This window comes from Agreia sp. VKM Ac-1783, from assembly GCF_900177765.1.
GTDB lineage: Bacteria > Actinomycetota > Actinomycetes > Actinomycetales > Microbacteriaceae > Agreia.
In genome coordinates this window covers 416,305-437,519 of sequence record NZ_FXWI01000002.1, presented here as the reverse complement: position 1 = coordinate 437,519, position 21,215 = coordinate 416,305, and the positions used below count along the sequence as shown (strand labels likewise).

16 protein-coding genes are annotated in these 21,215 nt (G+C 65.5%); 10 read left to right on the top strand and 6 right to left on the bottom strand.

What is annotated here, in order from left to right:
- The first annotated feature begins 14 nt into the window (after positions 1–14).
- Positions 15–2,135 carry a DEAD/DEAH box helicase gene (locus tag CCK87_RS07095; RefSeq protein WP_086460730.1) on the top strand — a complete coding sequence of 707 codons (2,121 nt, stop codon included), beginning with the start codon at positions 15–17 and terminating at the stop codon, positions 2,133–2,135.
- Positions 2,136–2,177: 42 nt separating this feature from the next.
- On the opposite strand, the gene CCK87_RS07090 is transcribed toward CCK87_RS07095, so the two are convergent.
- The gene (locus tag CCK87_RS07090; protein ID WP_086460729.1) at positions 2,178–3,224 is read right to left on the bottom strand and encodes a glutathione S-transferase C-terminal domain-containing protein; all 1,047 of its coding nucleotides are present in this window, start codon (positions 3,222–3,224) and stop codon (positions 2,178–2,180) included.
- Between the two features lie 80 nt (positions 3,225–3,304).
- Between CCK87_RS07090 and CCK87_RS07085 the strand changes: the two genes are divergently transcribed.
- The gene (locus CCK87_RS07085; protein WP_249273762.1) at positions 3,305–4,423 is read left to right on the top strand and encodes a magnesium and cobalt transport protein CorA; all 1,119 of its coding nucleotides are present in this window, start codon (positions 3,305–3,307) and stop codon (positions 4,421–4,423) included.
- Between the two features lie 94 nt (positions 4,424–4,517).
- Positions 4,518–6,140: a stealth family protein gene (locus CCK87_RS07080; protein WP_249273761.1), complete on the top strand. Its 1,623-nt coding sequence runs from the start codon at positions 4,518–4,520 to the stop codon at positions 6,138–6,140.
- 48 nt (positions 6,141–6,188) lie between these two features.
- On the opposite strand, the gene CCK87_RS07075 is transcribed toward CCK87_RS07080, so the two are convergent.
- The 3 genes from CCK87_RS07075 to CCK87_RS17970 form a co-directional block, all read right to left on the bottom strand.
- Positions 6,189–7,145, bottom strand: a complete 957-nt coding sequence (locus CCK87_RS07075; protein ID WP_086460727.1) for a phosphodiesterase — start codon at positions 7,143–7,145, stop codon at positions 6,189–6,191.
- Positions 7,146–7,245: 100 nt separating this feature from the next.
- Positions 7,246–9,429, bottom strand: a complete 2,184-nt coding sequence (locus CCK87_RS07070) for a S9 family peptidase (protein ID WP_086460726.1) — start codon at positions 9,427–9,429, stop codon at positions 7,246–7,248.
- The gene (locus CCK87_RS17970; protein WP_140162776.1) at positions 9,378–10,802 is read right to left on the bottom strand and encodes a phosphotransferase; all 1,425 of its coding nucleotides are present in this window, start codon (positions 10,800–10,802) and stop codon (positions 9,378–9,380) included. Before CCK87_RS17970 ends, CCK87_RS07070 begins: the two co-directional genes overlap by 52 nt.
- A 69-nt stretch (positions 10,803–10,871) precedes the next feature.
- Between CCK87_RS17970 and CCK87_RS07055 the strand changes: the two genes are divergently transcribed.
- Positions 10,872–11,711 carry an aldo/keto reductase gene (locus tag CCK87_RS07055; RefSeq protein WP_086460723.1) on the top strand — a complete coding sequence of 280 codons (840 nt, stop codon included), beginning with the start codon at positions 10,872–10,874 and terminating at the stop codon, positions 11,709–11,711.
- 20 nt (positions 11,712–11,731) lie between these two features.
- Here CCK87_RS07055 and CCK87_RS07050 read toward each other — a convergent pair whose 3' ends face one another.
- Positions 11,732–12,598, bottom strand: coding sequence for an alpha/beta hydrolase (locus tag CCK87_RS07050; RefSeq protein WP_170927178.1), 867 nt, complete (start codon positions 12,596–12,598; stop codon positions 11,732–11,734).
- Between the two features lie 188 nt (positions 12,599–12,786).
- On the opposite strand from CCK87_RS07050, the gene CCK87_RS07045 reads away from it, so the two are divergent.
- The 4 genes from CCK87_RS07045 to CCK87_RS07030 are packed head-to-tail and all read left to right on the top strand — an operon-like array spanning position 12,787 to position 17,298.
- Positions 12,787–13,980, top strand: a complete 1,194-nt coding sequence (locus tag CCK87_RS07045) for an inorganic phosphate transporter (protein WP_086460721.1) — start codon at positions 12,787–12,789, stop codon at positions 13,978–13,980.
- Positions 13,977–14,273: a hypothetical protein gene (locus CCK87_RS07040; RefSeq protein WP_086460720.1), complete on the top strand. Its 297-nt coding sequence runs from the start codon at positions 13,977–13,979 to the stop codon at positions 14,271–14,273. Before CCK87_RS07045 ends, CCK87_RS07040 begins: the two co-directional genes overlap by 4 nt.
- 25 nt (positions 14,274–14,298) lie before the next feature.
- Complete coding sequence (locus tag CCK87_RS07035; RefSeq protein ID WP_086460719.1) at positions 14,299–15,693, top strand: aldehyde dehydrogenase family protein; 1,395 nt, start codon at positions 14,299–14,301, stop codon at positions 15,691–15,693.
- Positions 15,694–15,747: 54 nt separating this feature from the next.
- Positions 15,748–17,298, top strand: a complete 1,551-nt coding sequence (locus CCK87_RS07030; RefSeq protein WP_086460718.1) for an aspartate ammonia-lyase — start codon at positions 15,748–15,750, stop codon at positions 17,296–17,298.
- Here the strand turns inward: CCK87_RS07030 and CCK87_RS07025 are convergent.
- On the bottom strand, positions 17,279–18,325 hold the full coding sequence (locus CCK87_RS07025; protein ID WP_086460717.1) for a YihY/virulence factor BrkB family protein: 1,047 nt from the start codon (positions 18,323–18,325) through the stop codon (positions 17,279–17,281). The two genes, CCK87_RS07030 and CCK87_RS07025, sit on opposite strands and share 20 nt — an antisense overlap.
- Positions 18,326–18,381: 56 nt before the next feature.
- Here CCK87_RS07025 and CCK87_RS07020 point away from each other — a divergent pair, with 56 nt between their 5' ends.
- Entirely contained in the window at positions 18,382–19,803 is a 1,422-nt protein-coding gene (locus tag CCK87_RS07020) for an FAD-linked oxidase C-terminal domain-containing protein (RefSeq protein ID WP_086460716.1), read from the top strand.
- A 67-nt stretch (positions 19,804–19,870) separates the two neighbouring features.
- Positions 19,871–21,202 carry a PrsW family intramembrane metalloprotease gene (locus tag CCK87_RS07015; RefSeq protein ID WP_249273760.1) on the top strand — a complete coding sequence of 444 codons (1,332 nt, stop codon included), beginning with the start codon at positions 19,871–19,873 and terminating at the stop codon, positions 21,200–21,202.
- Positions 21,203–21,215: the final 13 nt, after the last annotated feature.

Here is a 21,215-nt window from a genome sequence, read left to right as displayed (position 1 = left end):
TCCACAGGAGGAGCATGTCTCGATCCGGCGGACGCCGATCACCCAAGAGCGTCGACAACACCGGCCTCATTCCGATCCTCGCGCGCAAGGTGCGCGAAGTCGAAGCGGCGGCACAGCGTGGCAAGGTCGCGCCTTCGAACCGCACCAAATTCCTCGTCGTGGCTCTTCTCGCCCGCGAGGAGCGCGTCTCCGTGCGCAACAACCCGGAGCTCTCCGACGCGGACCGCGCCGAGCAGATCAAACGGCTCGACGGCATCGGGTCGATTCTCGCCAAGACGGCCGCACGAGACACCTCGCTGATCACTCTTCTCGAGAACGATGCGCCGATTTCGCCCGTTGCACAGAAGCTGCGCCGGCAGTACCTCGAGGAGGCTGGCGTGGACGTGCCCGACGACGTCGTCGAAGCACCCAAACAGACCACCATGCTGCCTCCGGAGCTCGCCGAGCGACAGGTCATTCCGCAGTCGGTGAAGGCGCGGCAGCTCGCGAACCCGTTCCTGGCCCCCGACTTCTCGTCCGCCTCGACGCAGAAGCACTCGTCGCACGGCCGGCTATCGAACTGGGAGCTGCTCGGGCCGCTGTTTCGCGCTTTCGAGTACGGAGCGGGAGGTCAGGTCGCCAGCATGGAGCTTCCTGAGGCACCCCGCATCGACAGGCTCTCGCCCCCTGGACAAGAGCTCATGCGACACCAGGCGCGTTTCGTAGCAAGCGTGGCTCAGGGTCACCGTTCGTTCCTGCTCGCAGACGAACCCGGTCTCGGAAAGACGGCCCAGTCGCTGCTGGCCGCATCCGTCGCCGACGCATACCCGCTGCTCGCCGTCGTGCCGAACGTCGTGAAGATGAACTGGGCGCGCGAGGTCGAGTTGTGGACTCCCTACCGGCGCGCGACGGTCATCCACGGTGACGGAGCAGGTCTCGACGCGTTCGCCGACGTCGTGATCGTGAACTACGAAGTGCTCGACCGGCACCTCGCCTGGCTGAGCACCCTCGGGTTCCGCGGCATGGTCGTCGATGAGGCGCACTTCATCAAGAACCTGTCGTCGCAGCGGTCGAAGCACGTGCTCGCCCTCGCCGAGCGCATCCGGTCGCAGGCGCCGGGCGGCAACCCTCTGATGATGGCGCTCACGGGTACACCGCTCATCAACGACATCGACGACTTCCGTGCGATCTGGCAGCTCCTGGGCTGGATCGACGGCACCAAACCGACACCGCAGCTCATGGAGAAGCTCGAGGAGACCGGGCTCACCCCCGCCGACTTCGGATTCTTCTCAGAGGCACGCGAGGCGGTCATCGACATGGGAATCGTGCGACGTCGCAAGCTCGACGTGGCCGCCGACCTGCCGGCAAAGAGGATCGTCGATCTTCCTGTCGAACTCGACGACGATCTGGGCCGCTCGATCAGAGAAGCGGAGGCCGAGCTCGGTCGTCGACTCGTCACTCGCTATAAGAGGCTGCTCGCCGCGCGTACGAAGTCAGACCCGGATGCCGAGGTCTCGACAGAGAATCTCATGCGGGCGGTCGCGCGTCAGGAGGTCGAGGAGTCGAAGGCTCAGGGCGGCAGCGGAGACAACGTCTTCACCATGGTGAGGCTCATCGGCCAAGCCAAGGCGTCGCTCGCCGCGGACTACACGGCCCAGCTCGCCCGATCGGTGGGCAAGGTCGTGTTCTTCGCCAAGCACATCGACGTGATGGACCAGGCTGAGGAGGCTTTCGCCAAGGCGGGGCTGCAGACGGTCTCCATCCGCGGAGACCAGTCGGCGCTGCACCGTCAGAAGGAGATCGACGCGTTCAACAACGATCCCGCCGTTTCGGTCGCGGTCTGCTCGCTGACCGCCGCTGGCGTCGGACTCAACCTCCAGGCCGCGTCGAACGTCGTGCTCGCCGAGTTGTCGTGGACTGCCGCCGAGCAGACGCAGGCGATCGACCGCGTGCACCGGATCGGCCAGGAGGAGCCCGTGACGGCGTGGCGCATCGTGGCAGCCCAGACGATCGACGCGAAGATCGCCGAGCTCATCGACAGCAAACAGGGTCTCGCGGCCCGCGCCCTCGACGGCAGCGACGAAGAGGTATCCTCGGGCGACAGCGTGCAGCTGGATGCGCTCGTGCACCTTCTCGAGCAGGCGCTGGAGGGCTAGGTCGACGCTCCGCGCCTGCTCGATTCTCGGGGTAGGTGCGGATCAGACCAGATCCGGTACTCTCTCGGCCGCGGGCGGGGGAGGAGGAGGCGTGCCGTCTCCGAACGGACGCCCGCCCAGGACCTCGCGACCCGACGGCTCGAGCCAGCCGGTCGCATCCGGACCGACCGGCACGATCTGGGTCGGATTCAGATCGGTGTGCACGATGTAGTAGTGCTGTTTGATCTGCTCGAAATCGATCGTGTCACCGAAACCGGGTGTCTGGAACAGGTCGCGCGCGTATGCCCAGAGCACGGGCATCTCGGTGAGCTTCTGCCGATTCGTCTTGAAGTGGCCGTGGTAGACGGCGTCGAAGCGAACGAGAGTCGTGAACAGTCGAATGTCGGCTTCGGTGATCGTGTCGCCCACCAGGTAGCGTCTCGTGCTGAGCCGTTCGGTGAGCCAGTCGAGCCGGGCGAAGAGCGTGCGGTAGGCGCGCTCGTAAGACTTCTGTGATCCGGCGAAACCGCAGCGGTAGACGCCGTTGTTCACGTCGGAGAAGACCACGGAGTTGATCTCGTCGATCTCGGCTCTGAGGTGCTCTGGGTAGAGCTGCGGTGCCCCCTCACGATGGAAGGCGGTCCACTCGAGTGCGAAATCGATGGTGATCTGCGGATAGTCGTTGGTGACGACCTGTCCGCTCGACACCTCGACGAGCGCGGGAACGGTGATGCCGCGCGGATAGTCGGGGAAACGTGCCAGGAACGCGTCCTGCAGGCGGGGGATGCGCAGCACGGGGTCGAGGCCGTCGGGATCGAGGTCGAAGCTCCAACTGCGCTTGTCGTGCACGGGGCCGGCGATGCCGAGAGAGATGGCGTTCTCGAGGCCGAGAAGTCTCCGAGAGATGACGGCGCGGTTGGCCCACGGGCACCCCCTGGCTACGATCAGCCGGTAGCGGTCGGATTCGACCGGCCAGAGCAGACGTCCTTCGTTGTCGCGACCCGACTCCGTCGTGAAGGCCGTGATGCGGTCGTCGATGTAGTTGGTGTCGCGGGTGAATTCTGCTCCGGCGGTCACGTAGGAGCCGGCCGTGCTCAGGTCGTCGTTCATGTCTCGTTCACATCCATGTGTCAAGGTTAACCGCCCAAATCCGGGCGCGTGCAGAAGAGGTGACGATGAAGAAGCCCAGCGTGTCCCAGGCCCTCCGGGCGATGTCGTCGCTCCGACCGGGATCTCACCCGCACACGCCGTCCGTCGCCAAGGTCGACACGGTGCCCTCGCCCCGACACAGCAGCACGGTCGACAACGCCGTGTACGCCGACGGCCGTCGCGTTCTTTCGCCGACGAGCCTCGAGGACACGCTGTCGGGATGTGCCCGGTTCACCGACTCGATGGCGTGGATCGGCCTCTATCGGCCCAACGAGGCAGAGCTGGCAGCCATCCAGAAGGAATTCGACCTGCACCCCCTCGCCGTCGAGGATGCGATCGGCGCGCACCAGCGCCCGAAGCTCGAGCGCTACGGCGACACCCTCTTCGTCGTACTCAGGGCGGCCAGTTATTCCGACGAGCGAGAAGAAGTCGACTTCGGCGAGCTGCATCTCTTTGTCGGGCCCAACTTCGTGGTCTCGGTCAGGCACAGCGAGTCACCGGATCTCGCCGTCGTGCGTCAGCGCATGGAAGCCGAACCAGAACTGCTCGCACTCGGCCCGGTCGCGGTGCTCTACGGCATCCTCGACGCGGTCGTCGATCAATATCTGCCTGTGGTCTCAGGGCTCGAGAACGACATCGACGAGATCGAGGCGCAGGTCTTCGCGGGCGACGCCGAAGTGTCGAGGCGCATCTACGAACTCTCGCAGGAGGTGCTCGACTTCCAACGCGCAACCCTTCCGCTCGTGGGCATGCTCGAGACCCTCCGCGCCGGATTCGACGCGTTCGAGACCAACCTCGAGCTTCGCCGAGCACTGCGCGACGTGGCCGACCACACCGCCGTCGTGAACGATCGCGTCGAGGGATTCCGCGGCACGCTCCGCGAGATCCTGGCCGTGAACGCGACGCTCGTCGCGCAGCGCCAGAACGAAGACATGAAGGTGCTCGCCGAGGCGAGCAACCGGCAGAACGAGGAGGTGAAGAAGATCTCGGCCTGGGCCGCAATCTTCTTCGCTCCGACGGTGATTGCGGGCATCTACGGCATGAATTTCGACGCCATGCCCGAGCTGCACTGGCAGTACGGCTACCCCGTGGCGATCGGCGTCATGCTGGTCGCCATGACGGGCCTGTACGTAATGTTCCGCCGCCGGGGTTGGCTGTAATAACGCATCGCGTCCGGCGTCGCGGACGCACGATAGAATAACGGAAGCGAAAACTGGGGCCGCCCCGTACTGCTCGGAAAGGCTTGATATCTACTTGTCCGGAAGCTCTGCCACTCACAACATCGACATCGACGAAGGTGTCGAAGCTTTCACCCCCGAAGAACTCTTCACAGCAGCCACGGGGGTACATGGCGCACCTCGCTCGTGGCCCGAGGTCCACGGTCGGCCCGACGTCATCATCAAGAAGGGTCTTGCGACCCTCATCAACACGTCGCTGACGCCGCACCAGGCCATGGTCGAAGATCTGCTCTTCATTCGCGACGCCTTCATCGCGGGGGGCATCGATTTCGTTCTCGTGCGCGGAAATGATGAGCGCCCGGTCCTCGTGGTCGACGCGCCGCTGCGCCGACGAGTCGAGAAGACTCTCGCGCTCGCCTGCGCCGACGAGCCGTTCTACTCGCGCACGGTCGGCGGCCGGCGTCGCCCACCGGTCTTGTTAGGAGACGGACTTCTCTCGGAGAAGCGCTCCGCAATGATCTTCCGGCTCTTCCGTCCGAGGCTCGAGCCCCTGGGGGGTCTCAGCTACGGGTCGTCGACCGGCATCGAGTTGCAGTTCTGGAGTATCGAAGGCGACCACTACGTGTGTCCCGTCGAGAACTCGCTCACCCGTCGAGAGCTGCCCCTGGTGGAGGCAATTCCCGCGACCGTCGAACTGTACGGCCGCAGCTGGGACACCTTCCAGGGCATGTTCGAGCCGCACGCGACCGACGTCACCTTCGACATCGACCTCGTCTTCTCGTGGGTCGACGGCAACGATGTCGAATATCAGAAGGCGAGAGCGGCCCGCATGGAGGGCGTCGTCGTCGGCGAGGGAGACGAGGCCGACGCCCGCTACCGCCAGGTCGATGAGCTCAAGTACGCCCTCAGATCGGTCTACCTCTTCGCCCCGTGGGTTCGAAACATCTTCATCGCGACGGATTCGCCGCGTCCGGCATGGCTCGACGACCACCCCCGCGTGCAGCTGATGCGAAGCGAACAGTTCTTTGCCGACCCTTCGGTGCTGCCCACGCACAACTCGCAGGCTGTCGAGAGCCAGCTGCACAACATCCCGGGCCTCAGCGAGCACTTCCTGTATTCGAACGACGACATGTTCTTCGGCCGTCCTGTTCCTCCGTCGATGTTCTTCTCATCGGGCGGCGTCACCAAGTTCATCGAGGCGACGACGCGCATCGGCCTGGGCTTCAGCGATCCCAGCCGCAGTGGTTTCGAGAACTCGGCCCGAATCAACCGCGACCTTCTCCTGAAGAAGTTCGGCCACGTCATCACGCGTCACCTCGAGCACACGCCGGCGCCGCTGCGCAAGAGCGTCATCGATCTCCTCGAGGCGGACTTTCCCGAGGAGTTCCGGCGCACGGCCGCCAGTCGGTTCCGATCGAAGTCGGATATCTCGGTCACCAACTCGCTCTACCACTACTACGCGCTCCTCGAGGGGCGGGCCGTCACTCAGGACGACGCGAAGGTGCTATACGTCGACACCACGCTGAAGAGCGGGCTCGGCAGGCTACCGGCGCTGCTACGTCGGCGGCAGTACGACCTCTTCTGTCTGAACGATGGCAGTTTTCCGGAGGTTCCGGCCGACGAACGCGCCGAGCTGATGGTCGACTTCCTCGAGAAGTATTTCCCCATCCCGGCGCCCTGGGAGAAGACGTCCGCCTGAGAACTGCCGGCCTCAGAAGTACGCTTCCTGATCGAACGAACGAGTCGATCAGGAAGAGATCGTGGCTTCCTGGGGCAGCAGCTGGGGAACGGTCAGCACCGGGTCGATAGGAATCGCCGTCGGCTTCGCCGGACGGATCACAACGTTCTCGCGTTCGAGGATCCGCGCGGTCTCCTCGGCCGAGGTGTACGACGTCGTGCTGTACGTTCCGATCGGAACGACGGTGTGCAGGATCGTGTTCTCGTAGACGTGCACGAGGTTGAACCCCTGTGCGCCGTCTCGAGCTCGCGTGCCACCCACGGGGACATTGAGGTCTTGCGTGTAGCACGTGGCCGAGGCGACAGACACGGGGATGCCGGCGAAGGTTGCGGTGCTCGAATAGTGCAGGTGCCCCGCGAGGATGGAACGCACGTCTGTTCCCTCGAGAACTTCGGCCAGGGCCGACTGATCTCTCAACTCGACGAGAACGGCCAGGTCGAGAACGCTGGGCACGGGCGGGTGATGCAAAGCGAGAATGGTGCCGTGGGGAGCGGGGGAGGAGAGCTCCTCGGCAAGCCAGTCGAGCTGCTCCGGCGTGATCTCGCCGTAGTGAGAGCCAGGCACGCTCGAGTCGAGCGCGATGACCCGCAGTCCGTTCACGTCGTGAACCCTGTCGATGGGCTTCATCGAGGGAAGCTGACCGAGCAGGCCCGCCCGGAACGACGCACGGTTGTCGTGGTTTCCCATCACCCAGATGAGCTGGGCACCCAGCCGTGCGGCCACGGGTTCGACCATGGCGCGGAGCTTCTCGTAAGCGCGGGGATCGCCCTTGTCGGCGAGATCTCCCGTGAAGACGATGGCCTCTGGCCTGGCATTCGAACTCTCGAGTTCGCTCAGCAGCTGGGCGAGGTGGGCCTCTGCATCGACGGCCCCGTAGAGAAGACCGTCTTCCCCGATGAAGTGCGTGTCACTCAGATGCAGGATGAAGTGATCGGGGCGGGGGTACTCGGCGGTTCTGACAGGCATGTCAACCTCGGGTGTGATGCCGAAGGCTCGGGCGACCTCCGTGCGTTTGCATCCAATAAACCATGCCTCCTTGAATGAGAGGTAAACGGCGCGCAGATTCCTAGCTATTTTTGATGAGCGGTGCGGTCCCGAGGCCCATGCGGTCGAGCACCCAGGCGTACTCCTGGGCGACTTCCTTCCACCGTTCGTATCGACCGCTCACCCCGCCGTGTCCGGCTGTCATCTCGGTCAGCAACAGCACGGGAGCGCCCGCTTGTCTGAGCCGCGCCGTCCATTTGGCCGGCTCGACGTAGAGGACTCGCGTGTCGTTCAGGCTTGTCACCGCCAGGATGGGCGGGTACCGGATGTCGTCGCGCACGTTCTCGTAGGGCGAGTACGACTTCATGTATGCGTAGACCTCTGCGTCGTGCAGCGGGTCACCCCATTCGTCCCATTCGATCACCGTGAGCGGCAGATCCGGGTCGAGAATCGACGTCAGGGCGTCGACGAACGGAACCTGCGCGAGGATTCCGGCGAATCGATCCGGGGCGATGTTCGCGACGGCGCCCATGAGCAGTCCTCCCGCGCTCCCGCCCTGCGCGACCAAGAGCTCAGGGCGCGTTCTGCCAGACGCGATGAGTTCGTCGGCCGCTGCGACGAAGTCGGTGAAGGTGTTCTTCTTCGCCAGCATCTTTCCCTGCTCGTACCAGGCCCGACCCAGCTCCCCACCACCCCGCACATGAGCGATGGCGAAGACGACTCCGCGGTCGAGGAGCGAGATCCTCGGAATCGAGAAGCCCGGATCGATGCTGGCCTCGTACGAGCCGTAGCCGTAGAGGAGCGTCGGGTGGGGTGCGTGCGGTCCGTCGACTCGACGGCTGACGAGCGAGATCGGGATGCGCGAGCCATCGGACGCCGTCGCCCAGACGCGCTCCTGCTGGTAGTCGTCGGGGTCGTAGTCGCCCTGCACCGCCTGCCGCTTCAGAAGAGTCATCGTGTTGTCGGCGACTGAGAAGTCATAGACCGTCGACGGAGTGACGAACGACGTGTAGCCGAGTCGCACCGTCTGTTGCGTCCACTCCGGATTGCCGCCCGTGCCGACCTGGAAGAGGGGCTCGTCGAACGGGATCTCCTCGATGGGGCCGAATGGTTGGGTGCCGCCCCGAAGCCTGATGACAGCGACTCGAGTGAGTCCGTCGCGGCGATACTCGAGGGTGAGATGGTCGGCGAAGGCGTCGACCTCTTCGACGCGCCGTCCGGGGCTGGCCGGCACGAGTATTCGCCACGAGCTCTCATCGAGCGGACGGTCCGCCGGCACATCGATCACCTGGAAGTCCTCGGCACCATCGTTGTTCACGATGAGCAGACGGTCTTCTCCCGCAACGATGGCGTGCTCGACCTGGTACTCGACTCCCTCTCGCCTCGGCCAGACGATCTCGAAATCGCACGACAGGTCGCGCGTGTCGAGGAGTCGCACCTCGCTGGTGATCTTCGACGCGATGTCGAGCACGAGATACCTGCCGCTGCGGGTGAGCCCGACGCCGACCCAGAATCGTTCGTCGGGTTCGGTGAACACGGCGATGTCGTCGGATGCCAGGGTGCCGACCGCGTGGCGCCAGATGGTGTCGGGGCGCCAGGCGTCGTCGACGGTCGGGTAGAAGACCACGCTCGCGTCGGGTGAGAAGGTCGCGCCCGGAAAGGTGTTGGGCACCACGTCGGCTCGATTGGAGCCCGTCTCGAGGTCACGGATGTAGAGCGTGTACCGCTCGTCGCCGGTGGTGTCGACCGAGTAGGCCAGCAGCCGTCCGTCGGTCGAGACATCGAAACTCCCGAGTGAGTAGAAGTCGAATCCCTCCGCCTCTACGTTGTCGTCGAGGAGGACCTCTTCTCGACTGTCGCCAGAGGAGACGTCGGGAGGTGTCCAATCGTCGTCACGCGCGAGGGGAATCCGGCAGTGGATGCCGTACTGCCGGCCTTCCACCGTTCGCGAGTAGTACCAGTACCGACCCTGACGCACGGGCACCGACAAGTCTGTCTCGAGCGTGCGGGACTTGATCTCGTCGAAGATCGATCGACGAAGCCCCGCGAGATGCTCTGTCGAGGCCTCTGCGAACGCATTCTCCTCGTCGAGATAGGCGCGAACGGCAGGGTCGTCTTTGTCGCGAAGCCACTCGAAGTCGTCGATCACGGTGTCGCCGTGGTGGATGCGCGGAGACGGTCGTCGCTCCGCTCGCGGAGCGTCCGAGAATTTGGTCACGGCAGGGCAATCAGTCGGGAGATAGCGGTCACGGGTATCGGCAGCCATGCGGGACGATTTCGAGCCTCGTAGATGGATTCGTAGAGTGCCTTGTCGATCTCGAGTGCGTCGAGAAGCACGCGGAAGTGGGCGACGTCGATGCCGGCGCGTTCGGAATATCCCTGGAGAAACGCCGCTCGGGACGCCGAGGCCCAGTCGCGAGCGGATTCACCCGGGTGGGCCTGCTCGTAGGAACCGGAGACGTAGTCGAACGACCTGAGCATGCCGGCCACATCACGGAGAGTGAGATCGGGTTGCGACCGTTCGGCAAGCGGCCGGAGGGGCTCGCCCTCGAAGTCGAGGAGAACCCACCCACGATCGGGAACGGCGACGACCTGACCGAGGTGATAGTCGCCGTGGATGCGCTGGAGGCGAGGCCACTCGGCCGATTCCGCGCGCGTGATGATGGCGTCGACGGCGGATGCGTAGACCTCGAGTTCGGGCACCTCGGCCACGGCGGCGCCCAGCCGACGACGCATGCTGGCCGCGACCTGCGCCCTCTCGTCTGTCGAGGCAGCTACCGTCGGCAGGATGTCGGCGAGAACAGCGTGCACCTCCGCGGTTGCCGCTCCGAGGCTTCGTGCTCGGTCGCTGAAGTCCTCGCCCTGTTCCGCAGCCTCGAGGGCGACGCGCCAGGCGTCTCGCACGCCCGGCAGGAATCGCTGAGCGAACGCGAGATGCCCGCTGTCCACGGGAGAGTCGTCTGATGCCTCAGCCCGCCACACTCCGGAGACGTAGCCGACAGACGGAGGAACGAGCGTGCAGCCGGCCTCCGCGAGCGCCGATTGAACGACGATGTCGGGGTTCTCACCGTGGTGGAGGGTGCGGAAGACCTTGCAGATGACGGGCAGCGACGGCTCGCCTGCGGAATCGACGGTCTCGAAGATGATCGACGTGTTCGACTGCTCGCCGCGGAGCACATGTGCCGCAGCGAAGACGGAGTTCGACGTCGTCGGATGGCGATGCCCCGCCGCCGCGGCTCCCGACGAATGCGCGCTCTCGAGGCTCACGCCGCCGTCGAGCATAAATGCGAGCAGCGCGGCGCAGTACGCCGGGTCATGCGGAGCGTCGTAGACCCACAGTGTGGCCGGTGAGCCGTCGACGTCGCCCTCTACGGTGCCGACGAGCGTGGACTCGGCGGCGTCGGACCTGGGTGCGGATCGGTAGGCGAGCGGCACCTGATAGAGAGTGGATGCGTCGCCCGACCCGTCGCGAAGCAGATGCGTCACGAAGGCGGTGCCGTCGGGCGCCGGCGGAAGGAGCCACTCGCCGACGAGGACGAGCTCGGCGGTCTGGGCCGCGCTCTGGTACCACCGTTGGCGGGCGACCCAGCCGGGCAGAGTGTTCGGACGGCGATCAGGACGGACTGCACCAGCGCTCATTCCTTGACCATACCCCGGGCAGATGTCGACACCCAGGGGGCTTGCCGCGCACAGGTTTAGGCTCGATACATGACGATCGCACCCACTCACCTGCTTGCAGACGGCAACACCCTCCCGGCCGTGGGGCTGGGCACCTATCCGTTGAAGGGAGCCGAGGCGGTGACCGCGGTGGGCGCGGGCCTGACCGCAGGGTATCGATTGATCGACAGTGCTGTGAACTACGGCAACGAGGATGCCGTGGGGGAGGCGGTGCGGAACTCCGACGTACCGCGCGACGACATCGTCGTGACCACGAAGCTTCCGGGTCGCGCCCACGGATACGAGAGCACCCTCGCCTCGTTCCAGGAGTCGCTCGACAGGCTCGGGCTCGATCGCATCGACCTCTATCTCATCCACTGGCCGAATCCGGGCGACGACCGCTACGTAGACAGCTGGCGGGCAATGGTGCAGTTGCACGAGCAGGGCCTCGCGCGATCGATCGGCGTCTCGAACTTCACCGAGGAGTACCTCACCCGCCTGCAATCCGAGACGGGAGTGTTGCCCACGGTGAACCAGGTCGAACTGCATCCCTACTTCCCTCAGCTCGCGCTCCTGGAATTCCACGAGGTGCACAACATCCGCACGGAATCGTGGAGTCCCTTGGGTAAAGGGTCAGACGTGTTGACGTCGCCGGTCATCGTCGAAGCTGCCAGGGCACACGACGTGACCGAGGCCCAGGTCGTGCTTCGCTGGCACGTTCAACTCGGCAGTGTGCCGCTTCCGAAGTCAGCTGATCCGGTGCGACAGGAAGGGAATCTCGGCGTCTTTGGCTTCGAGCTCTCCTCGGACGAGATGGAGGCCATCACTCTGCTGGGGCGGCCCGACGGGCGGCTGTTCGGTGCAGACCCCGTCACGCACAACGAGCAGTGACCGACAACGAGCAGTGACACTCAGTCGAGAGTGCTGATGAGCTTCTCGACGATGCTGCGAGCCTCGTCGCCCGATGCTCCCGACGACATCGCGAAGACATGGTTCGCTCCAGAGAAGGAGACCAGCTCGAAATCGAGACCCGCCTTTTTCGCCCGGACCTCGAGCCTCTGCGCATCCGGGTAGAGGATGTCGTTCGTGCCAGCCAACACGGTCGTCGGAGCGAGCCCGACGAGTGATCCGTTGATGGGGCTGAGTCTGTAGCTCTGCGGATCGTCGCCGTCGGCCCACGCGAGACCGTTCGGTACGAGGGCCTTGCGGTCGAGCAGCACGTCCGTCGCGTCGATAGCGGGGATCTCGGGATTCGTGAGGGTCAGGTCGAGCCATGGCGAGATCAGAACGATGCGATCCGGTTGAGGGAGGCCTTGTTCCACGAGGCTCTGCGCGAAGCCCAGCGCGAAGCCGCCGCCTGCGGAGCCGCCCATCAAAACGATCGGTGAATCGGGGTGCGCTGCCCGCAGCTCGAGGTAGACGTCGAGCACCTGCTTGTACGCGACACGGTAACCGTGCTCGGGAGCCAAGGCGTAGAGCGGCATGGTGATCGTCGCGTTCGCGTTGCGAAGAACTTTCTCGAAGAAGGGAGCGTGAAGGGCCGAAGCCTCGTGCACGTACGACCCGCCGTGAATGAACAGCACCTGAGTGTCTGTCGGCTTCGACGCGCTCGAGAAGATCTCGCTCGTCACACCGCCCACCAGAGCCTGCGCCGCCGGTTCCGCTCCGGATGCTGCGGCGACGCGCTCGGGTACTGCCGGGTCCGACGTCGGCTGGCATCCGCCGAGCGCAAGGGACGCGAGCACGATTGCGCACACGAGCACGAGCTGTCGGCGCATGGGGCGATTCAGGTCCATCTGCTCGGGACCCGCCGGAGAAGTTGACCGTGCGGAGCGAAGGATGCGATTATCGAGATGCCCGTGAACAGGGCAACCCTAGACACCCTAATAGTGTGTGAACTCATCGCGAAGTGAAGCGGTGAAATTCCCCTGCGCGAACGTGTGTGCACCTCTAGAGAGAGTCGCTGGTGGATCTCACCCTCATCGTTGTCCTGGTCATCGTTCTGGCCCTCTTCTTCGACTTCACGAACGGCTTCCACGACACCGCGAACGCGATGGCCACCCCCATCGCCACGGGCGCACTGAAGCCGCGAATGGCCGTCGCACTCGCTGCGGTCCTCAACCTCGTCGGCGCTTTCCTCAGCACCGAGGTCGCTCGCACGATCTCGGGCGGTTTGATCAAGGAGGGCGACGGAGGAATCCAGATCACGCCGGAGATGATCTTCGCCGGCCTGATCGGAGCCGTCTGCTGGAACATGGTCACGTGGCTCTTCGGCCTTCCGTCGAGTTCGTCTCACGCGCTCTTCGGAGGTCTGATCGGCGCGGCGATCGTCGGGGCGGGCCTCGGGTCGGTCGACTTCACCGTCCTCGTGTCGAAGGTCGTGCTTCCCGCACTCGTCGCGCCCATCGTCGCCGGCGTCGTCGCCTTCGTCGCCACGCGGCTCGCGTATGCCATCACGCGTGATCCCGCGACGGGACGCGGCCTCGGCCGCGGCAACTTCCGTTACGCGCAGATCTTCTCGTCGTCGCTGGTCGCGCTCGCGCACGGCACGAATGACGCGCAGAAGACGATGGGAGTGATCACCCTCACCCTGATCGCCACCGGAGCCCAGGCCGTCGGCACGGGTCCGGAGTTCTGGGTCATCGCCGCCTGTGCCCTCGCGATCGCGCTGGGAACCTACACGGGTGGCTGGCGCATCATCAAGACGATGGGAACGGGTCTCACCGACATCAAGCCGGCGCAAGGATTCGCGGCGGAGACCAGTACCGCAGCGACCATCCTCGCGTCGAGCCACCTGGGCTTCGCCCTGTCGACCACCCAGGTCGCATCCGGTTCTGTGATCGGGTCGGGTCTGGGACGAAAGGGAGCGTCCGTGCGCTGGCGCACCGCCGGCCGCATCGCTCTCGGATGGCTCCTGACGCTCCCCGCTGCTGCTGCCGTCGGCGCCGTGGCTGCACTGCTCGCCAGCATCGGCCCGGTCGGCATCGTCATCGATGCGGTGCTCGGTCTCGGTGTGATCGTGGCGATCTTTATCATCTCGTCTCGCGACAAGGTCACGAGCGGAACCGTCGTCAGCGAGGTCGACGCAGCTGTCGGCGCGGTGCGCACGCCGAAGGCCACTCGCAAGAACCGCAAGAAGAAGAGGCAGGCAGCCGAATGATCGACTGGGCAGCGTTCGCCATCGTGGCAGCAGCGGCACTCGTCTCGGCGTCTGTCGTCGTGAGCCTGTTCGCTTTCGGCCTGAGGCTGTTGAACGTGGGGCGCGGCCTCGACGCCGACGACACCCCCGGCATCATCGAGACCACGCCGTCGGGTTCCGTCTCGGTTGTGAGCGGCCAGGCGGAGCGGCGACCTCGATGGGCGACGGTAGCCGCTATCGCGTGTTTCACGCTGTGCAGTGGCGCGGTGCTCTTCGGCATCTATCTGATCGTGCCGGTTTTCCACTCGTCGTGAGGTCGGTGACGCTAGGGTCGTGGCCATGAATTCAACTCCGGCTATTCCCGAACTCATCTCCGCTGTTCGCGGCAGCTTCGATTCGGGGCGCACGCGGTCGCTCCGATGGAGACTGGAGCAGCTCACCGGCCTCCGTGCCTTCCTCGTCGAGCGTGGCCCCGAACTCGAGCGTGCTCTCCGCGACGACCTGGCCAAGAACCCCGGCGAGTCGCAACTGACCGAGATCGGCGTCGTTCTGGCCGAGGTCTCCCACACGATCTCGAACCTCAAGTCCTGGCTCCGTCCGCGCCACGTGCGGGTTCCCCTGGCTCTGGCTCCGGCATCCGCATCCGTCATGCTCGAGCCGCTGGGTGTCGTGCTCATCATCTCGCCTTGGAACTACCCGGTTCAGCTTCTCCTCGCGCCGCTGGTCGGCGCGCTCGCAGCAGGCAACGCGGTCGTCCTCAAACCGAGCGAACTCGCGCCCGCGACCTCCGCCGTCATGGCACGCTTTCTGCCGCGCTATCTCGACGCCCAGTCGGTTCTCGTCGTCGAGGGCGGGGTCGACGAGACGACCGAGTTGCTCGCCGAGCGCTTCGACCACATCTTCTACACGGGCAACTCGAGGGTTGCACGAATCGTCGCTGCTGCAGCGGCCAAGAATCTCACGCCGGTGACGCTCGAACTCGGGGGAAAGTCGCCGGTCTACGTCGACGACACGGTCGATATCGACGCCGCGGCGAGACGGATCGCGTGGGGCAAGTTTCTGAACGCCGGTCAGACGTGCGTCGCCCCCGATTATGTGCTGGCAACACCGGATGTCGCGGGTCGCCTCGTCGAGGCGCTGCGAGGAGCGATCGGTTCGCTCTACGGCCACGACCCGCGCCAGACCGCGGACTACGGGCGGATCGTCAACGACGCTCAGTTCGGCCGTCTGTCAGCACTCGCGGAGGCAGGCAACGCCGCTATCGGAGGCCGCTCCGAAGCATCGGAGCGCTACATCGAGCCGACCGTGCTGACCGATGTCGATCGACGAGACGATGTCATGGCGCAAGAGATCTTCGGACCGATCCTCCCGATCGTGACCGTGACCGGGCTCGACGACGCCATCGCCTACATTCGTTCCGGTGACAAACCGCTCGCCCTGTATGCCTTCACCGATGACACGTCGGCGCGGCGCAGGTTCTTGACCGAGACGTCCTCTGGCGCCGTCGGTTTCGGCGTCGCCGTGGCGCATTTGAGCGTTCCAGATCTGCCGTTCGGTGGCGTCGGCGAGAGTGGAACCGGCAGCTATCACGGAAGGCGGACCCTGGAGACGTTCAGCCACGAGAAGGCGGTGTTCTCGAAGCCCCTGTCGCCCGACACCCTCGGTCTGGTGTACCCGCCGTATACGCCCAAGCGCACCTCATTCATCCGCGGCCTCCTGCGCAGGCTGAGCTAGGGTTGGTTGCTGGGCCACGAGCCCCTTTCACCAAGCAATGGAGCTGATATTCACATGGAGAATGCCCCGACGACGGCGCCCACAACGGCCGCTGAGAGACTCGCCGCGCAGACCTCGGCCGAGACCGCGGCCAAGCCTTCGACGGCTACCCGCTTTCGCACCGAGACCGACTCGCTCGGCAGTGTCGACATTCCCTTCGATGCGTTCTGGGGGGTGCACACAGCGCGAGCACTCGAGAATTTTCCGATCAGCCGTCGACCCATCTCGGTCTACCCCGATCTGATCGACGCGCTCGTGATCGTCAAGCAGGCCGCCGCCAGGGCGAACGTCGAGATCGGCGTTCTCTCGGCAGAGAAGGGCGCCATGATCGATGCGGCGTGCGAGGCGATCCGTCAGGGCGAGTACCACGACCAGTTCGTCGTGGGCGTCATCCAAGGAGGCGCCGGCACGTCGACGAACATGAACACCAACGAGGTGATCGCCAACGTCGCCCTCCAGCTCGCGGGCGAAGAGAAGGGGCGGTACGACCTGCTGCATCCCCTCGACGATGTCAACCGCAGCCAGAGCACCAACGACACGTACCCGACCGCGGTGAAACTCGCGCTGTGCTTCTCGCTCAAACGACTGCTGGTCGAGCACGCTCTGATGCGCGACTCCTTCGCCGCGAAGGGCAAGGAGTTCGTCGGCGTGCTCAAGGTCGGCCGCACGCAGCTGCAAGACGCGGTGCCGATGACCCTCGGCCAGGAGTTCCACGGCTTCGCGACCACGCTCACCGAAGATCTCGACCGGCTGGAAGAGACCGTCCCGCTGTTGTGGGAGATCAATCTCGGCGCCACGGCCATCGGCACCGGCATCACGGCCGACCCTCGCTATGTCGAATCGGTGCGTGCCCACCTCAGCGCCTTGACCGGCTACGAGCACATCACCGCGGCCGACCTCATCGAAGCGACCAGCGACGCCGGCGTTTTCATGCAGCTGTCGGGAATTCTGAAGCGCAGTGCCATCAAGCTGTCGAAGATCTGCAACGACCTCAGGCTCCTCTCGAGCGGGCCCCAGGCCGGTTTCGGCGAGATCAACCTGCCGCCGCGCCAGGCGGGTTCCAGCATCATGCCCGGCAAGGTGAACCCCGTCATTCCCGAGGTGGTCAACCAGATCGCCTTCTCTGTGGCGGGCGCCGACCTGACCGTCACCATGGCAGCCGAGGGCGGCCAGCTGCAGCTCAACGCCTTCGAGCCTGTCATCGCCCACTCCCTGCTGCAGAGCCTGGCGTGGATGAGGCAGGGCTGCCGAACGCTGCGCATCAACTGCATCGACGGCATCACGGCCAATCACGAACGGCTCGATGCCATGGTCGCATCCAGCGTCGGCGTCGTCACCGCTCTCACCCCCTACATCGGCTACTCAGCGGCATCCTCGTTGGCGCATGCGGCCCTTCTGACGAAGCGCAACATCGCCGACCTCGTCGTGGAGGCGGGTCTGATGGACAGAGAGCGCGTGCTGAAGCTGCTGTCGCCCGCTCGGCTCACCGGACTCGAGCCGGTGACCGACGTGATCCAGGTGATCGCACAGGCCGAGGCCGAGGCGTCTAGGAACGACCATCGCTAGCCTTCGACTCCGTCTCGTGCAGCATCTGCGAGAGACGACGCAATTCGCGACCGTCTGCGAGGTCTGCCGATAGTCGTCGGGCCAGGATGCCGTTGCGCGCGGTATCGCGCAGCGGCACCTGGATCGTCTCCTCGGCGGGCAGCCCGGCGAGCAACTGCCGTGCGCGGGTGAGCTCGGCATCCACCTCGACCCCGAGCATCAGCACCGCCGACGAGATGTACAACCAAATGAGTGCGGCGATCGGAACTCCGAGCCAGCCGTACAAGCGGTCGTAGTTGGCGAACGTGGCGAGGTAGATACCGAAGGCGACGGCTGCGAGGGTCCAGACGGTCACCGTGAATGTGGCGCCCACCGAGAGCCAGCGCAGGCGTGGTCGATGCAGATTCGGTGTTCCGTAGTAGAGGAAGCCGACGGTGAAGATCGCCACCAGGGCGAGGGGGATCCACTTGAGCGCCGACCAGAGCTGGGCGATGATCTCGGGCCAGCCCAGGGACGCGACGAGAGCGTCCGCCACCGAGGGAGTGATGGCCACGATGAGGCCGATCAGGAGGTAGCAGGCGATCAGTCCCGCAGCGACGCCCAGCATCAACACCCGGTTCTTCGTCAGCCGACGCCCTTCCTCGACTCCGTACACGTTGTTCATGGCGCGGCCGAACGCCGTGGCGAACCCCGACACCGTCCAGAGGGTGAGCAGGGTGCCGACCAGGAGCGCCCACCCCGAGTTCGGAAGGAGCGAGAGCTGGTCGAAGATCGCGCGCACCGCCGTTGTCGTCTCGGGATGTGAGAGCCGCCCGACAACATCGAGGATGAGCTCGATGGTCGACCCACGGCTGTCGAACAGGGCGAGTCCCGATACGAGCGCGAGCGCCGCAGGAAATAGCGACAGCGCCGAGAAGAAGGTGATCGCTGCCGCAGCGTCGATGTCGCGATGCAGGATGAACCCGTGCCAGGTGCGACGAAATGCATAGCGGGTCGCTCGTCGGTCGAGCTGTCGGCGGGTGGGAAGGGGATCACCCGCGCTCGTCATGATTCGATAGTAGAGGGCGCCCTGAAGAGTGCGGCGACACGGCCTAGCATGGCCGTATGTTCTCCTCCGAGCCAACGTCGACTCAGTCCGCACTCGAGCTGCTCCAGGCGGAATTAGGCGATGCGGTGTCCACCGATCCGGCGCTTCTCCAGTCCGTGCGCACCGACAAGTCGGGATGGGTGGCGCCGGGCGTTCCCCTCGCGCTGGTTCTCGCCCGCACGACGGAACACGTGCAATCGGCCATGCGGATCGCCAGCAGATTCAGGATTCCCGTCGTACCGCGCGGTGCGGGCACCGGACTGGCCGGCGGAGGCGTCGGCACTGACGGCGCGCTCGTGATCTCGACGGAGCTCATGAACGCGATTCTCGAGGTCAACCCGGCCGACGAACTCGCCGTCGTGCAGGCCGGCGTGATCAATCAGCAGCTGAGCGATGTCGTGGCTCCGCACGGCCTCGTGTTCTCGCCCGACCCGGCATCCAAGGCCATCTCGACGATCGGGGGCAACATCGCCACGAACGCCGGAGGACTCCTCTGCGCGAAGTACGGGGTCACGAGAGAAGCCGTTCTGGGGCTCGTCGTCGTGTTGCCCGACGGCTCGCTGCTTCGAACGGGAAGACGCAGCGTGAAGGGTGTGACCGGCTACGACCTCACAGCACTGTTCACCGGATCCGAAGGCACGCTCGGGGTCATCGTCGAGGCGACCGTGCGCCTCCGGCCGATTCCGTCGGGCGACATCGTCACGCTCGGAGCTTTCTTTCCCGACGTGCGCGCCGGTGCGGCGGCGGCCGCAGCGATCACGGCTGCCCTCATCAGACCGGCCGTGATGGAGTTGATGGATCACGCGTCGCTGGTCGCTATCGACGCATACTCCGGCACCCGGCTCTCTGACGGGGGCGGCGCGTATCTCCTCGTGCAAACGGATGCGCGCGGTGCGGCCGAGGAGGCCTCGGCGATCTCCCAGATCCTGACGCGCCTCGGGGCCGATGTTCGCGTGGCTCGCGACGTGGAGGAGGGGGAGGCGCTTCTGACCGTTCGGCGCTCGTTTCATCCCGCCCTCGCCTCCGTCGGCGACGTGCTGATCGAAGACATCTGTGTGCCCCGATCGCGTCTCGCGGCGATGTTCGACGCGATCGATGAGATCTCTCGCCGCCACGGCATCCCGATCCCGACGATCGCGCACGCCGGCGACGGCAACCTGCACCCCAACTTCGTCTTGCCGCCACGCAGCTCCGAGGGCGAAGCGGAATCGGGCGTGCTGAGCGAGTCGTGGGTGCCGGCGTCCGTCTGGGCCGCGGCCGACGAGCTGTTCGTCGCGGCCATGGAGTTGGGCGGGACACTCACGGGGGAGCACGGTGTGGGCGTGCTCAAGAAACGCTGGCTCGAGAACGAGCTCGGGCCTCAGAGCCTCGAACTGCAACGCGGCATCAAGAGTGTCTTCGACCCTCTGTCGATCATGAATCCGGGCGCCGTCTTCTGACGCCCGGTTCCCCCCAAAGAGGTGCTGTGCCGCTAGGATCGGTGGCCTGTCACCGATGAGGAGCATTGTGTCCCAGCATTATCAGCCCGGCTACTATCCCCAGCAGGCCGAGCCTGCCTTCGCCCCTCAGCCCCAGCAGGCGGTGAGCCCTGTCTACGCCGAGCACGCGGTGTGGTCGGCGCCCACTCCTCCGGCGCAGAAGTCCACCGGCCTGGTGCTGTCGATCATCGGCATCAGCGTGCTCGGATTCGTCTTTCTCGCTGTCCTTGCATACGTGGCGATCGGGCTCGGACCTGTCGCGCTGGTGATCTGCGGTCTCGTCGCACTGATTCCTCTCGCCGTGGTCATCCTCACGATCACCTGGATCGACCGCTGGGAACCGGAGCCGCGTGGCGCACTGTGGTTCGCGTTCCTCTGGGGAGCGGCGGCATCGGTCGCGATCGCCCTTCTCGTGGGTCTCGGGATTCAGCTCGCCGTCTACTACGCCACGGAGGGTCAGGGCGGGGTAGGTGACTTCTTCTCCGCGGTCATCCAGGCACCCCTGGTCGAGGAGAGCGCGAAGGGCCTCGGCGTGCTGATTCTCTTCTTCGTGCTGCGTCGTCACTTCGACGGCCCGATCGATGGGCTCGTCTACGGCGCCACCGTGGCCGCGGGATTCGCCTTCACCGAGAACATCCTCTATTTCGGTTCGTCGCTGATCGAGTCCGGGGGAATCGGCCTCGGCTTCACGTTCTTCCTCCGCGGCATCATGTCGCCGTTCGCACACGTCATGTTCACCGCCTGCACCGGTGTCGCCCTCGGCTTCGCGTCGCAGAAGAAGGGCTGGCTTCCGGGCATCGGTTTCTTCTTCGTCGGTCTTATTCCGGCCATCCTGTTGCACGCCCTCTGGAACGGGTCCTCCTTCATCGTCGAGGGCCTCGGCGGCTTCTTCCTGGTCTACGCGATCGTGCAGGTTCCCCTGTTCGCCCTGGCGATCGTGGCGGTCGTCTTCCTGCGCAAACGCGAGGCCGCGCTCACGCGTGTGCGCCTCGAGGAGTACGCGTCGGCCGGCTGGTTCACGCCCGAAGAGGTCTCGATGCTCTCGACCGGAGCGGGCCGACGGCAGGCACGCGCCTGGGCCCAGGCGCAGGGCGGCGACAAGGGTCGCGTCATGCGACGCTTCACGCTGGATGCGACGCGGCTGGCTTTCGCCCGACAGCGGGTCGTCACCGGTCGCGATGGCATCGGCGGCCAACGCGACGAGGCCGAGCTGCTCCAGGCGGTGGCCGCCGACAGGGCGTCACTGCTCGCGTCGGGCCCCCAGGCACCCGCTCAAGCTGCGACGCCGCAGTATCAGCAGCAGCCCTCAGACCAGTACGGCGCCCCTCAGCCGCCGCAGCAGGGTCCGCCTGTGATCTGAGCGCACGGACACG

Excerpts from the sequence above, each read along its gene's own strand:
- CCK87_RS07040 (WP_086460720.1), top strand. The coding sequence starts at position 13,977 with ATGATCGACTGGGCAGCGTTCGCCATCGTGGCAGCAGCGGCACTCGTC.
- CCK87_RS07090 (WP_086460729.1), bottom strand. The coding sequence starts at position 3,224 with ATGAACGACGACCTGAGCACGGCCGGCTCCTACGTGACCGCCGGAGCA.
- CCK87_RS07050 (WP_170927178.1), bottom strand. The coding sequence starts at position 12,598 with ATGCGCCGACAGCTCGTGCTCGTGTGCGCAATCGTGCTCGCGTCCCTT.
- CCK87_RS07095 (WP_086460730.1), top strand. The coding sequence starts at position 15 with ATGTCTCGATCCGGCGGACGCCGATCACCCAAGAGCGTCGACAACACC.
- CCK87_RS07025 (WP_086460717.1), bottom strand. The coding sequence starts at position 18,325 with ATGACGAGCGCGGGTGATCCCCTTCCCACCCGCCGACAGCTCGACCGA.
- CCK87_RS07070 (WP_086460726.1), bottom strand. The coding sequence starts at position 9,429 with ATGGCTGCCGATACCCGTGACCGCTATCTCCCGACTGATTGCCCTGCC.
- CCK87_RS07030 (WP_086460718.1), top strand. The coding sequence starts at position 15,748 with ATGGAGAATGCCCCGACGACGGCGCCCACAACGGCCGCTGAGAGACTC.
- CCK87_RS07035 (WP_086460719.1), top strand. The coding sequence starts at position 14,299 with ATGAATTCAACTCCGGCTATTCCCGAACTCATCTCCGCTGTTCGCGGC.
- CCK87_RS07020 (WP_086460716.1), top strand. The coding sequence starts at position 18,382 with ATGTTCTCCTCCGAGCCAACGTCGACTCAGTCCGCACTCGAGCTGCTC.
- CCK87_RS17970 (WP_140162776.1), bottom strand. The coding sequence starts at position 10,802 with ATGAGCGCTGGTGCAGTCCGTCCTGATCGCCGTCCGAACACTCTGCCC.
- CCK87_RS07075 (WP_086460727.1), bottom strand. The coding sequence starts at position 7,145 with ATGCCTGTCAGAACCGCCGAGTACCCCCGCCCCGATCACTTCATCCTG.
- CCK87_RS07055 (WP_086460723.1), top strand. The coding sequence starts at position 10,872 with ATGACGATCGCACCCACTCACCTGCTTGCAGACGGCAACACCCTCCCG.